Raw genomic sequence first — 12,590 nt, forward strand, 5'->3', positions numbered from 1 at the left:
CAGGAGTGCAGCCTTTTTGTTTGTAGAAGATCATGATCAATGAGGTCAGGTATAATGTTAAGCTAGCCAGCCGTTACGAGTTGTCGCCCATTACTACCATGCGTACATTCTTGAATTTCTTTGGAAGCCACTTTTTTCTCTTCCAAAAGGTAAGCAGGGAAGGAAGGATACCCGAATTCGATGATATCACCGCATGTTTTGCAAACCCCGTTACCTTCTACTGTCTGTACGTTTTGTGCAGCATGACATAATGGACATTTCATTGTTATACACAACCTCCGTTTATTCTTATGATTTGATAATTGGAACTACACTTTCTATTATCACATTACCATGAAGAAAATTTTGTCAAACGATAGTAGTGTATTTAGGGAAAGCGCCTTCTATTTTTGTCGATTGTGACAAAATTGTGAACAAAAACTAAAACCACCTGGTACTACTACTATGTGTGTGCCAGCTGCGCTCACATATCCGACCGATTTTGGGTTACAGTACATTAGGAATATAGATTCTTGTTTTTATTCTGAAATGGGGAAGTATACAATGGAAATAGTAGAGGAGATGATTGTGTGAACGAACAACTACAGAAGCCATTTCAGCACGTGTTGCAGCAGTGGCAACGAAATCAGCAGGCTCATATTTTAGAGGGGGCGGAAGACGAGGCGACGCTTCTGGAGCATCATTTCTATAAGTTTATTGAAGCATTCAGTGCATGGTTCAAGACGATTGACAGGCCGACTAGCCTGGAAGAAGCGCTTGAGCTGCCTGATGTTCAGGAGATTGCCCGGGAGTTACCTGCTCCGCTCTACATCCCGTTCGAGAATGAACTCGATCTTTTAGTGGACGGGATTGAGCAGGAAAACGATGAGAAATATGACTGATGATAAGCTAAAAAAGCTACAAGCGTATCTAATTTTGTATGGGGTGTAAGTATGATAGAAAGACTAGAAAGGAAGCAGCGAAAATCAGAATTCATTTCTTTCCTTGCGATTCTGGTTTTTGTCATTGTTCGTTTTTTTCACGAACAATTTTATAGGGTATACGATGCAGCGAATTATCTAGGAATCCACACGCTGCTTGAGCTTTTTAGTATTATCGTCGGTTTTTCGATTTCCTTGCAAGGTTGGGTTGCCTTTCCGTATGCTTCATCTAAACGACGTTTATTATTCGGTGGTGCTTTTTTTGCTGTAGCAACAATCGATTTGTTTCACACGTTATTTTACAAAGACATGCCTGTTCTTGTTACCGAAAGCTCTATGCAAAAAGCGGCCTGGTTCTGGATTATCGCTCGCATAACTGAATCGATTTCTTTTCTTTGTATATTGATGATAAAAGATGGAAAAGAAAATACATATTGGCGAAAGTGGATCTATCTTTTTTCCTTTGTATATACGAGTCTCATTATTTTTGTAGTTATTAAGTATGGGAATTACTTGCCCATGCTGGTTAATGAGGAGACAGGGACAACCCTACTAAAGAGCTATCTTGAATATTTTGTAATCTTCCTTCATTTGACTACGTTAGTATTTATTCTTTTGGAATATAAGAAAACGAGAAATGTAGCCGTTCTTTCGATGTCATCAGCGATAATCTTTTTATTGCTAAGCGAATGGAACTTCACGTTTTATAAAAGTGTCTATGATTTTGATAATGTGTTCGGGCATATTTACAAGTTTTTGGGATACTATTTTTTGTTGGAAGCCATTTATGTCACCTCGGTGAAAGAGCCGTATTTACGTCAAGTAGAAACAGAAAAAATGGTGAATCATTTAGCTTACCATGATTCACTGACTGACTTGCCGAATCGTCTTTTATTTAATGAGCGGATTCGTACGGCTCTGATGGAATATGAACAGCAAAATAAAAACTTCGCGGTTTTCTTTTTCGATTTGGATCGTTTTAAACATGTGAATGATTCATTAGGACATAGTATTGGTGATTTGTTGCTGCAAACAGTAGCGAAACGTTTAAAGGAGTGCATAAAGGAACCTGATATCGCGTCTCGACTCGGTGGCGACGAATTTACGATTTTACTGGTAGATATGGAAAGCATGGAAGACCTTGAGAAGAAAGCGCAAGCAATTGTTGATCGACTTTCGGAACCGTATCAATTAAATGGTCATGAAATTTATATGACGATCAGCATGGGGATTAGCTTATATCCAGAACATGGGCAGACGTACCACGATTTAATTATGAATGCTGATACAGCTTTGTATTATACAAAACAAACAGGGCGGAACGGATATACGTTTTATAACAATGAGATGAACGAGAAGTCGCGAGAGAAACTGTCATTAGGAAACGACCTGCATAAAGCGCTACTACATGATAATTTTTTGTTGTATTACCAGCCGCAGGTTGATGTACAAAGTGGCCAGATCATTGGAGCAGAAGCATTAATTCGCTGGAAGCATCCCGAAAAGGGATTTATTTCTCCGGCAGAATTTATTCCATTAGCAGAAGAAAATGGGCTGATTTTACAGATGGGGGAGTGGGTACTACGAACAGCTTGTCAGCAGAATAAAGCATGGCAAGATGCAGGATATGAACCGATTCGAATGTCTGTTAATTTGTCGATGCATCAATTTCAGCAAAAAAATTTTATTGAGAGTATTTTACGTACACTTGAAGAAACCGGACTCCAGGCTAACTATCTTGAGTTAGAGGTAACGGAAAGTATTGCGATGTATGATATTGAAAATGTGATTAAAAAGCTAGATATATTAGATAAAGCCGGAATTCATGTGTCGGTGGATGACTTTGGTACAGGGTACTCATCCTTAAATTATTTAAGGCGTTTACCCGTGCACACCTTAAAAATTGATCAGTCTTTTGTACGGGATATTAATATAGACTGGGATGATACAGCAATTGTTAATTCGATTATTACGCTAGCTCATACATTACGTATGAATGTAGTTGCGGAGGGAGTAGAGACACAGGAGCAATTTGCCTTTCTTAAAGAGCATGGGTGCGATCGGATTCAAGGTTATTTGGTTAGTCCGCCTGTTCCTGCAGGGCAGTTTGAACAATTAGTAAAGAAGACAGTAGAGGGAGTGACGCTTTAGTCACTCCCTGTTTGTAACTAGATCCAGCTGTACAGCTAAAAAACTACTCCATCTTTAATGGTTTTCATAATGGCTTGATCGATGCAGTCTTCTGTGGAAAGAGAAGGGTCTGTTTCTTGAATGCGCTGCGCATGGCGGACAGCGATGTCAATGACTTTATCTTTGACTTTTCGTCCGGCGAACTCTTCAAAAGCGGCCTTTACTTGTTTAGTAAATGCTTTGTCCATATGTATGACTCCTTTTGCATGAAGTAAAGTGAGTAACTCGATTCATTTTATATTCGGTATGATCGTGCCTGTTCCTTCTTTCTTATCTGATCATGAGAAGTTGCGGCTGATTGGTATGCAGCTATGTTTATTTTCTGTCTAGTATTGACAGAAAGTTCTACTATGATTGATTATAAACAGTAGTTAATTTTTGGTATTTTTAGGAAGAGGGGAATAGGAGATTGAACCGATTTGTCTATTTGGCGCTTACTTTATGTATTTCACTTTTTTCTTGCTATGCGTATGTACAGCTTACTTCTACACTTATGCTCGATCCAGCGTATGTCGAATCTTTGCAGCTTCCAAGTAATGGAGATAGTATGAGTATCCCATTACTTGGGGCGTTTTTATCTGGTATTATACAGGCTTTCGTACACTTATTTTTTCATGGACTATTTTTGTCGGCCTGTTTCCTTCGTCTAAATAAGAAAAAGATTTCACTTCGCGCTATCATCATTCAAAAAGACGGCTGGCTTGCTGTCAGTATTCGTATAGTAGGGTACATACTCATTGCGATTCTTACACTGTTGTTTGCGCTGGATGCACCACTGTACAGATGGTATGAATGGCAATGGTATATCTCGACCGTACTGACGCTGGCTGCGTACTTGATCTGGTTTGTGATGATTTTTCGAAAGAACAGTGAGCGTATATATGAATAGATTTACGATCCATACTTTGAGAGAGGAGAGACACTCATGAAACGCTTGTGTATCATTCCATGCGGAGCCAAAAAAATTTGGGACAAATACCCGGAAACCGGAGCTGTAGAAGCAAAGAATGCTTACATAAGTCCGTTCGGGAAAGCATGCCAGGCATACGCAACCCGTTTTTTTACAAACTGGGTGTTTCTGTCCGCCAAACACGGCTTTTTGGGTCCGACTGATCGTATACCGCAAAACTATGATCTCGCGTTCGATCATAAAAGCCCGCATATTATCACGCTTGAAGTCTTGCAGCAGCAGATCGAGAAAAAGGCACTTCATCATTTTGATGAAATTATTGTGCTCGGTGGCAAAAAGCATCGCCGCGTTGTCGAACAGTTGTTTGAGAAAGAGAAGTTACAGTATCCCCTTGAAGGATGCCGGGGCATCGGGTACATGTTGCAGCGACTTCAGCATGCTGTGCAAGAGGGTCAGGAGCTAGAAGAGAATTGGTACGCAGTCAAACTATTAAATGATTGATCTAGCAATTCTAAATCCGATATCATCTATATAAAAATCAGGCATACTCTTACGGCGACAAGTAGCTCCACATCCACGTTCTTCTTCCGCCCAACTTCCTCCGCGAATTATTCTGTAAGTACCAAAGGTCTCTGCATCGTATAAGTCCCAGCACCACTCCCAAACATTACCGATCATATCATACAGGCCCCATTCATTAGGCATTTTCTCACTAACTTCGTGTACTCGTTCGTTAGAATTATCTTTATACCAAGCAATTTCATCAATTTCACCATACCGATATCCTTTTGATTTTGCCTTACATGCATATTGCCATTCAGCATCTGTCGGTAAACGAAAACCATTAGTACCATAATTGCAAACAACTTCTTTACTTTCATTATCAAAATCATAAAACTTGTCATAACCCAGCGCATCAGACAGTAAATTACAAAAATTCACTGCATCTATCCATGAAACATTAACAACTGGTTTTCGAGCCTCACTCGTTGTTACAAATTCCTTTCCCATAATAATCGCATAAAGTTCTTCTGTCACCGTATATTTGGCAAGATAAAATGGCTCTATCTCAACATTCCAAATAACTTCCTTTAAATTTTTTCTAATACCTGGCATTCCAAATTTATAGTTTGAACTAATCCATTTTTGCTCGTTTCGAAAATCTCGTAGGCGGGTTTCTCCTTCAGGAATATACACCATTAAATCTTTTAAGTAGTCATTTAAGTTAGCTAACATTGCCCTCTCCTAGTCTTGAATTAATGTTTTTAGACACTTCTTTCATAGCAAAATCTCTTTCAAGAATTATTATGGTGTTTTATTCTGATTCATCTTGAATAAAGTTGCCCGATTCCACAAAATCACATTTCTTCACATAGCTGCCCGCAAAATCTGCGCAAACAGCCGCTGCACGTCCTCCTGGTTCGGCACCGGTGTGTCCGGCGCAATCATATGCTGCACGAGCTGCCCATATGTCCACGCTAGCAGCTGGCGAGAGATGGCTTCTGCATCGATCTCCGCAGGAATTGCTTCATACTTCTGACCAATTCGAATCCATTCCGTCCCGACGGCCAATGAGCGATCATAAATCTGGCGCAACAGCAGCGCAACATCCGGGTTATCTTGCTGGCTGAGTAAGTACAAAAAAATGTTGTTTACGACATGGTCACGATCAACAAGCTGCGGCAGCAGCCCAGCGGTAATAGCACCGAGCGGCCCATCTAATTCTCCCAGTTTCGCACGGGATACCGCCTCGTCAAATGCTTGCCCAATGCCTTGCATTTTCGTTACGAGTAGTAGACCGAACAATTCATCTTTGCTTTTTACATAATGATAGATGGCCCCTTTGGAAAGACCAGAGCGCTTCATGATTTCTTGCAGGGTTGTTTTTTTGCAGCCTAATTCTTGAATTAGGATTGTAGTTGTCGCAAGCAGGCGCTGAAACGTAGGAGTAGCGGGTATTTCAATCATTGTCTATCATCCTTTCTATCCCATAGCGATGCAAGATTCATCTTACAATCCGACTGTCGGTTTGTCAAACCCATTTACAAACCGTCAGTCGGTATGGTAAAGTCTTGCTATGGATACATGTGGAAGGGGATAGCACGATGAAAACAATCGGATTACTTGCACGAGATTTTATTCCACTTTTGTTGGCGCTGTTTGTACAACCGCAACAGTTGGGCTTGTTGCTCGCTGTATTAGCGGCACTCGGTCTTCTGATCATGCAAATACGTGTGAAAAAAGTGAAGACACTAACGGCTGTTAACGCCTTATTTCTGACGCTGGCAATTATAATCTCTTCGATCATGCCTAACGTTAACATCCTGGCCTATAGCCAGCTAGCTGTATATGCGATTCTGGCATGTACAACACTTCTTTCTCTCGGGATCGGGGAGCTGTTTACGATGCAGTATGCAAAAGATACGACACCGGAAGCCATATGGACACATCCGCTATTTTATCGGATTAACCGAATTTTGACCGGGATGTGGGCGGGAGTTTTTACGTTATGTGCCATATTTGCTGCCCTTACAACGTTCGGTGTGCTGGACCGTACAATCGGAATTTTATTGGCAAACGCCTGGTGTGTGCCTGGTTTTATTGCCAATATGATGCTGCCACCGTATATGCAGCGCCGTTATGCAGAAAGCATGCGCGGTACGAAGCGTCCTGAATTGGATTGGGAACCTGTCGTATCGCTTGAAGCTTCCGTGCAGGCAGGACAGTATGATGTCATCATTGTTGGTTCGGGTATCGGTGGACTGACAGCAGGGGCTGAACTTGCGGCGGCAGGAGCACGTGTGCTTGTGCTCGAACAGCATATGCTGGCTGGAGGAGCTTGCACGACGTATACACGCAGGGGCGGATTCCGGCTGGAGGCAGGGGTTGAATCGGTGAGTGGGTTGGATGAAGGCGGCCCGCTGCGGCACCTGCTTGCCCGTCATGGCCTTCTCGACCGGATTGAATGGCTGAAAAATACGTATGAATTCCGGGATGGAGAGGAGCACACGATTATTCCAGAGACGTTTGAAGCATGGCGTGATCGTCTTGCTGAGCGATTCCCCAAGGAAAAAGAGCATATACACGCCTTGTTTACAGAACTTGCGATTTGCTTTACACAGATGCGTACGGTATTTGGGCCAGACCGGCTTGCGCCGCGTATTCCGAATACAATAGAAGAGATGAATCGCTTTGCCGAACAAAATCCGAATTATTTGCGGTGGCAGGGTCGAACATGGAAAGAGTTGCTTAGTACGTATACGTCTAACCAGGCGATTCACCGGGAACTGTCGTTTTTAGCTGGTTATGTCGGAGATGCGGGCGAAGAAACATCAGCGGATGCGATGATTCCGCTCATGGGTTATTTCATCTACGGTGGATTCCGCCCGCGCGGCGGTTCACAAGTGCTGGCCGATGCGCTTGTGGCACGCATTCGTGAATGCGGCGGGGATGTACTCGTGTCAACGGATGTACAGAAGATTATCATTGAGAACAATCAGGTGCAGGGTGTACAGACGAAAAAACAGACATATCATGCATCAACCGTCATTTCGAATGCGGACCCACGCCTTACGTACGAAACACTCGTTGGACTGGAGAAGCTGCCTTCTGCATACGGTGGTGAAGTGAAGAAGTTAATTCCATCGATGTCACTGTTCGTTTGGAGTGCGGCGCTTAGTAAGCCATTTGCCACGAAGAATCTTATTCATTACAAGCTTCCTGAACCGATCACGCTGCCGGGAACGAGCCAGACCATTACGGGAATTGGCATACACTCGCCATCCGCATGTGATGCTTCGCTTGCGCCAGACGGACAGGGAACATTGACAGTTAACATTATCACAGACGCTTCTGCTAGCCGATATAAGGCGATGACACCTGAAGAATATAGCACCGTGAAGCAGGAAGTGGACCGCATGTGCCGGGCGGCGATATGCGAGATTGATCCGGCTATGGCCGATGCGATTTTGTGGACAGAAGTGGCGACACCGAAAACGATGGCGCGTTACTTGCGGACATACGAAGGATCTGTTTATAGCAGCCGACGCTCTGGTGGGAATGCGCCGGACTTCCCGCATCATAAAGCACCGGTGCAAGGATTGTATCTCGCAGGTGCAGGCGTTGGATACGGGCCGGGCATTGAGGCAGTTGTCATCAGCGGCGGGGTTGTGGCGGAAGAACTTGTACCGTATTTTGCGAATCGCTCGCACATCCACACGGCATAAAAAAGACGGCAGATCGCTGCCGCCTTACTTCTCATGTAGTAAGTATCGAAGCGTTCGAACGCTGATATTCAGCTGTTCGGACGCTTTTTTGCGATTGCCGAGCGTTTCGCGGAGTGCTTTTTTCACGAAGGCTTCCCCAACGATGCGCTCTAGCTCTTTCACGTGCGTAAGCACTTCCGGCAGGCTGACTGTACCGTCTTGATTCCAGGCAGTGAGAATCATATGCTTCCATGTATCAAGTTCTCGGTCGAGCTGGGGCACAGGAGAGCTGACAGTCGGTAGAGAAGGAGAACGATCTGAGTATGTAGCGGCTGTTTCAGCTACGGGAAACAGTGCCTGTGGTAAGTACTCGGATGTTAGAACAAACGTATCGCCATCCGCTAGCGCGAGTGCGCGTTTTACAACATTCGCCAGCTCTCGGATGTTGCCGGGCCAGTCATATGCATGCATAAGTGTCAGGGCATCGGCAGAGAATGAGAAGTTTTTACCGTCATTCTGGTCGAGCAGATGGCGTGCAAGCAGCGGGATATCAGCTCGTCTCTCGCGCAGTGGTGGGATGGATAGCTTGACAACATCAAGCCGATACAGCAGGTCTTCCCGGAATGTACCGGTTGCGACTGCATGCGGCAGATTTACATGAGAGGCAGCGATAATCCGGGCATCGGTGCGCAGCGTGTGTTCGCCGCCGACTCGTAGAAACGATTTCGTCTCGAGTACCCGCAACAGCTTGACCTGGATGGATGGGGTAGCATCGCCAATCTCATCAAGAAACAGCGTGCCCCGACTGGCGACTTCGAACAGTCCGCGCTTGAGCGATAAGGCACCGGTGAAGGAGCCTTTTTCGTGGCCAAATAATTCTGACTCAAGCAGTGTTTCAGTTAGAGCACCGCAGTTGACCTCGATAAACGGCTCATCTCGTCTCATGCTGGCCAGATGGAGAAAGCGGGCGAGCACCTCTTTGCCGCATCCGGTTTCCCCTTCAATCAGTACGGTCACATTTTTGCGCGCGATTTTCCAGGCGAGTGAGACAAGTTCATTCATCGCATGGCTCGTGCCGATGACAAGTCCGGCTTCCTTCGCAATCCGCAGTCGATCATCATGGCCGCCAAGCGGTTGTGGAACAAGCAGGCTGTCGATCAGTCGTTCTAGCTCGTCTATATCAGAAAACGGTTTTTCGATGTAATCATCTGCTCCCAGTCGAATCGCTTCCAGTGCCGATTTAACGGTACTGTAGCCGGTCATCAGTACAACGCGGCAGGTGGGATGAACCTTTTTGAGCAAACGCAAAATATCCAGTCCGGTTCCATCCGGCAGCTTCAGATCGAGTAGGGCTGCATCGTATGTGCCAACCTGAATCAAGCGATTCGCTTCGGCAGCGTTGCTCGCAACCGTTAGATGAATCGGTTTATTCCGGAGCAGATAAGCAAAAAAATTCCGGACCTCCTGCTCATCATCAACAATCAGTAATCGACTCATACGTCTCTCCCTTTTCCATCGGTAGCGGGGCAGCAGGCAGCAGCAGGGTAAAGCGGCTGCCTGCGCCCGGGTTGCTTGTCACTTCAATTCTTCCGTTATGCGCCCGAGCGATGCCAAGGCTGACCGATAGCCCGAGTCCGGTTCCCCGGCGTGCTTCTTTCGTTGTAAAAAAGGGATGGAAAATTTCCTCTAACCGATCCGGCGCGATACCGCAGCCTGTATCTTCGATATGAAGACAGACAATAGTCTGTCCGTCGTGTTGCGCAGCTTCGGTGCGTAGCACGATGCGTCGTATGCTGTCGATGGTATCAAGTACGGCATCTTTGGCATTAAGCAGCAGGTTCAGTACGATTTGCTCGATCTGTTGCAGGCTGCCTTCAAAAAGTGGCAGGTCGTCTGCGAGCTTGATATGCAGCTCGATGTCGCTTTGTTCAATCTGGTAGCGAATCAGGCTTAGTACTTGTTCAACCGCTTCGTTTAAGGAGCATGGTTCGAATGTGTATGCATCCTGACGGGAGAATGTGAGCAGGTTCTGAATGATGTTCCGGCATCGCTTGCCACATCCGAGAATGTCGTGTAGGAGTTTCCCTTCCGGTGTATCGGTTGTGAATTCACGCAGCAAAAGCTGCGTGTTGCCAAGAATGGCAGTAAGCGGGTTGTTCAATTCATGCGCCACGCCGGCTGCCATCTCTCCGATGGCGGCTAGTTTGCCAGACTGGATGAGCTGGGCTTCGATATGGACTTTCTTCGTAATATCTTTCATATAAAGAATCGCGCCGTACATCTGTCCGATGTCATCGAGCACTGGATAGGCGAAAGAATCACACAGCCGCCCGTCCGAAAATGTCATTCGTGCGTATGCGGTATGTCCGGTTGCAAAACATTCCGTAACCGGACATGGATCTGTATGTAGCGCCTCGAACAGTTCGGTGCATGTCCGGCCCTGTATCTGGTCTGAATTTAGTTCTAAGAAAGCGATTACAGATGGGTTGAAGCGGGTAATACGCTGGGAACTATCAAAATAGAACAGCATATCTGTGACAGCACTGAACGTATTTTCCCAGTCATTTTTACTGCGCAGCACCTCATTATACAGGCGGGAATTCTCGATACAGACCGCGAGCTGGTCCGCGAGCTGCTGCAGAAAAGCAAGATCAGCCCCTGTATAGGAAGCAGTAGATGTACTGCAGAGGCTGAGTACACCGAGCGGGCGGTGACGACTGATAAGTGGCAGCAGAAACATTTGGGTCATGCCAAGTTGCTGTAGCATGTCATCTTCGATGTAAACCGAAGGACTGGCGATATGATACAGCACCGTTTCCCGGCGGCGTAAGGCATCTGTATAGAGAGAACGGTCCGGATCAAGCACAGTTCCTAGCGTTAGTACCGCCAGTTCAGATGGATAACTGCCGCTTACGACAAGGGAGTTGTTTTCAACCGTACACAGGGAGAGATGGTCAAATGGAAACATCTGTCGCAGGCGGTTTAAGACATGTTGCAGCATATCGTCAAACGGCATGTCGATGTTGAAGCTTTTGACGACTTGATTAATCAGATCAAGCTGCATGTTTTGCTTTTCGATTTTGCGGACATTTTTTTTTAATTCATGGTAGTAGTTACGTTTAGAAGATTTGACGCCGGTCAGGCGCTGGATCATGTCTTCTTTTTCTTGCATGGCGCAACTCCTTTTCTATCAAACGTGCAACTAGAGTGCCCGATAAAATAGCGTTTCTAAATCTCGAACTGACATGTCGCGTGGGTTTGTAATGAGACAGGCATCTTCTCGGGCGGCCCGACTTAACTCTGGAATGCGTGCATCATCGAGACCAATATCTGAGAGACGTGCCGGAATATCGATATCAGTGGCTAACATTCGGACATGATGAATCGCTCGCTTGCCCGCTTCCGCTACTGTCATGCCGCTTACATTCTGGCCCATCAGCTCAGCGATATGCATGAATTTCTCGGGGGCGGCGAGATAATTGTATTCCATTACATACGGGAGTAAAATCGCATTTAGCTTGCCGTGCGGCATGTCGAGGCGACCACCAACTGCATGGGACATGGCGTGTACCGCGCCAAGAATCGCGTTCGAGAACGCCAGACCTGCCTGCAGACTTGCCATTGCCATCGCTGTTTTGGCTTCTTCATTCGTTCGAGATGCTGTAGAAGCACGTAGATGTTTGGAGACGAGTGAGATTGCATTTTTAGCTTGCACGTCAGTCAGGGGGGTAGCGGCGACACTGACGAATGCTTCAATACCGTGAGTGAGTACATCCATGCCGGTCTCAGCTGTCAGTTCTGTATCTTTAGTTGCGAGTGTGCGCGGATCGATGATAGCGATATCCGGAACAAGTGATTTTGAGATGATTGTCATTTTGACCTGACGGGTTGAGTCCACAATTACAGAGAACTGGGAGACTTCCGAGCCAGAGCCGGCGGTTGTCGCAATCATGACCATAGGAGGAAGCGGTGTGTGAATGTTATCGATGCCTTCATAATCATGAATAACGCCTTCGTTCGTCGCAAGAATCGCGATCGCTTTGGCGGCATCAATCGCGCTGCCGCCCCCTACACCAATGACAGCATCGCAATCGGTTTGTCTGTAGTGGAGAGCACCTGCCGTGACTTCATAATCTTTTGGATTCGATGTGATTGAATAGAACAGTTCGTACTCAAGTCCGCTGTTTCGACAGAAAGTAATGATATGCTCGACCCAGCCTGCTTCTAGCACACCTGCATCACTCACAATAAGCGCTTTGCGGGCTCCTAGTCTTCGGCAGCTTTCGCCTGCTTGTTCAAGTCCTCCGATGCCGAAAATAATCTCTGGCGCGACGAATTTTGAGATGTTCATCATGATCCTCCATA

Annotated in this window: 12 protein-coding genes; 5 read left to right on the forward strand and 7 right to left on the reverse strand. The window is 45.8% G+C overall.

All coding sequences use genetic code 11. The features are described 5' to 3' along the window. Positions 1-62: 62 nt before the first annotated feature. The gene (locus tag CB4_RS10545; RefSeq protein ID WP_096465711.1) at positions 63-263 is read right to left on the reverse strand and encodes a hypothetical protein; all 201 of its coding nucleotides are present in this window, start codon (positions 261-263) and stop codon (positions 63-65) included. A 306-nt stretch (positions 264-569) separates the two neighbouring features. Here CB4_RS10545 and CB4_RS10550 point away from each other — a divergent pair, with 306 nt between their 5' ends. Both CB4_RS10550 and CB4_RS10555 read left to right on the forward strand, forming a co-directional pair. Next, positions 570-881: a hypothetical protein gene (locus tag CB4_RS10550; protein ID WP_096465713.1), complete on the forward strand. Its 312-nt coding sequence runs from the start codon at positions 570-572 to the stop codon at positions 879-881. Positions 882-932: 51 nt separating this feature from the next. After that, entirely contained in the window at positions 933-3,071 is a 2,139-nt protein-coding gene (locus CB4_RS10555) for a bifunctional diguanylate cyclase/phosphodiesterase (protein ID WP_096465715.1), read from the forward strand. A gap of 35 nt (positions 3,072-3,106) precedes the next feature. Here CB4_RS10555 and CB4_RS10560 read toward each other — a convergent pair whose 3' ends face one another. Beyond that, a complete protein-coding gene (locus CB4_RS10560; RefSeq protein ID WP_096465717.1) occupies positions 3,107-3,298 on the reverse strand; it encodes a hypothetical protein in 192 nt (63 codons plus the stop codon). Positions 3,299-3,519: 221 nt separating this feature from the next. Between CB4_RS10560 and CB4_RS10565 the strand changes: the two genes are divergently transcribed. Both CB4_RS10565 and CB4_RS10570 read left to right on the forward strand, forming a co-directional pair. Next, positions 3,520-3,999, forward strand: coding sequence for a hypothetical protein (locus CB4_RS10565; RefSeq protein WP_096465719.1), 480 nt, complete (start codon positions 3,520-3,522; stop codon positions 3,997-3,999). A gap of 36 nt (positions 4,000-4,035) precedes the next feature. Beyond that, on the forward strand, positions 4,036-4,521 hold the full coding sequence (locus tag CB4_RS10570) for a DUF6884 domain-containing protein (protein ID WP_096465721.1): 486 nt from the start codon (positions 4,036-4,038) through the stop codon (positions 4,519-4,521). Here CB4_RS10570 and CB4_RS10575 read toward each other — a convergent pair. Then, positions 4,510-5,256 carry a formylglycine-generating enzyme family protein gene (locus CB4_RS10575; protein WP_096465723.1) on the reverse strand — a complete coding sequence of 249 codons (747 nt, stop codon included), beginning with the start codon at positions 5,254-5,256 and terminating at the stop codon, positions 4,510-4,512. The genes CB4_RS10570 and CB4_RS10575 overlap by 12 nt on opposite strands. A 132-nt stretch (positions 5,257-5,388) precedes the next feature. Then, positions 5,389-5,988 carry a TetR/AcrR family transcriptional regulator gene (locus CB4_RS10580; RefSeq protein ID WP_096465725.1) on the reverse strand — a complete coding sequence of 200 codons (600 nt, stop codon included), beginning with the start codon at positions 5,986-5,988 and terminating at the stop codon, positions 5,389-5,391. 137 nt (positions 5,989-6,125) lie between these two features. Here CB4_RS10580 and CB4_RS10585 point away from each other — a divergent pair, with 137 nt between their 5' ends. Then, on the forward strand, positions 6,126-8,246 hold the full coding sequence (locus CB4_RS10585; protein ID WP_096465727.1) for a phytoene desaturase family protein: 2,121 nt from the start codon (positions 6,126-6,128) through the stop codon (positions 8,244-8,246). 24 nt (positions 8,247-8,270) lie between these two features. On the opposite strand, the gene CB4_RS10590 is transcribed toward CB4_RS10585, so the two are convergent. The 3 genes from CB4_RS10590 to CB4_RS10600 are packed head-to-tail and all read right to left on the reverse strand — an operon-like array spanning position 8,271 to position 12,576. Beyond that, positions 8,271-9,722, reverse strand: a complete 1,452-nt coding sequence (locus CB4_RS10590) for a sigma-54-dependent transcriptional regulator (RefSeq protein WP_096465729.1) — start codon at positions 9,720-9,722, stop codon at positions 8,271-8,273. Further along, on the reverse strand, positions 9,700-11,397 hold the full coding sequence (locus CB4_RS10595; RefSeq protein ID WP_096465731.1) for an ATP-binding protein: 1,698 nt from the start codon (positions 11,395-11,397) through the stop codon (positions 9,700-9,702). The genes CB4_RS10590 and CB4_RS10595 overlap by 23 nt, the downstream gene beginning before the upstream one ends. 30 nt (positions 11,398-11,427) lie before the next feature. Beyond that, entirely contained in the window at positions 11,428-12,576 is a 1,149-nt protein-coding gene (locus CB4_RS10600) for an iron-containing alcohol dehydrogenase (protein ID WP_096465733.1), read from the reverse strand. Between the last annotated feature and the right edge of the window lie 14 nt (positions 12,577-12,590).

Origin of the sequence: Aneurinibacillus soli (assembly GCF_002355375.1) — a bacterium.
Lineage (GTDB): Bacteria > Bacillota > Bacilli > Aneurinibacillales > Aneurinibacillaceae > Aneurinibacillus > Aneurinibacillus soli.

Excerpts from the sequence above, each read along its gene's own strand:
- CB4_RS10545 (WP_096465711.1), bottom strand. The coding sequence starts at position 263 with ATGAAATGTCCATTATGTCATGCTGCACAAAACGTACAGACAGTAGAA.
- CB4_RS10555 (WP_096465715.1), top strand. The coding sequence starts at position 933 with ATGATAGAAAGACTAGAAAGGAAGCAGCGAAAATCAGAATTCATTTCT.
- CB4_RS10560 (WP_096465717.1), bottom strand. The coding sequence starts at position 3,298 with ATGGACAAAGCATTTACTAAACAAGTAAAGGCCGCTTTTGAAGAGTTC.
- CB4_RS10570 (WP_096465721.1), top strand. The coding sequence starts at position 4,036 with ATGAAACGCTTGTGTATCATTCCATGCGGAGCCAAAAAAATTTGGGAC.
- CB4_RS10575 (WP_096465723.1), bottom strand. The coding sequence starts at position 5,256 with ATGTTAGCTAACTTAAATGACTACTTAAAAGATTTAATGGTGTATATT.
- CB4_RS10580 (WP_096465725.1), bottom strand. The coding sequence starts at position 5,988 with ATGATTGAAATACCCGCTACTCCTACGTTTCAGCGCCTGCTTGCGACA.
- CB4_RS10585 (WP_096465727.1), top strand. The coding sequence starts at position 6,126 with ATGAAAACAATCGGATTACTTGCACGAGATTTTATTCCACTTTTGTTG.
- CB4_RS10590 (WP_096465729.1), bottom strand. The coding sequence starts at position 9,722 with ATGAGTCGATTACTGATTGTTGATGATGAGCAGGAGGTCCGGAATTTT.
- CB4_RS10595 (WP_096465731.1), bottom strand. The coding sequence starts at position 11,397 with ATGCAAGAAAAAGAAGACATGATCCAGCGCCTGACCGGCGTCAAATCT.
- CB4_RS10600 (WP_096465733.1), bottom strand. The coding sequence starts at position 12,576 with ATGAACATCTCAAAATTCGTCGCGCCAGAGATTATTTTCGGCATCGGA.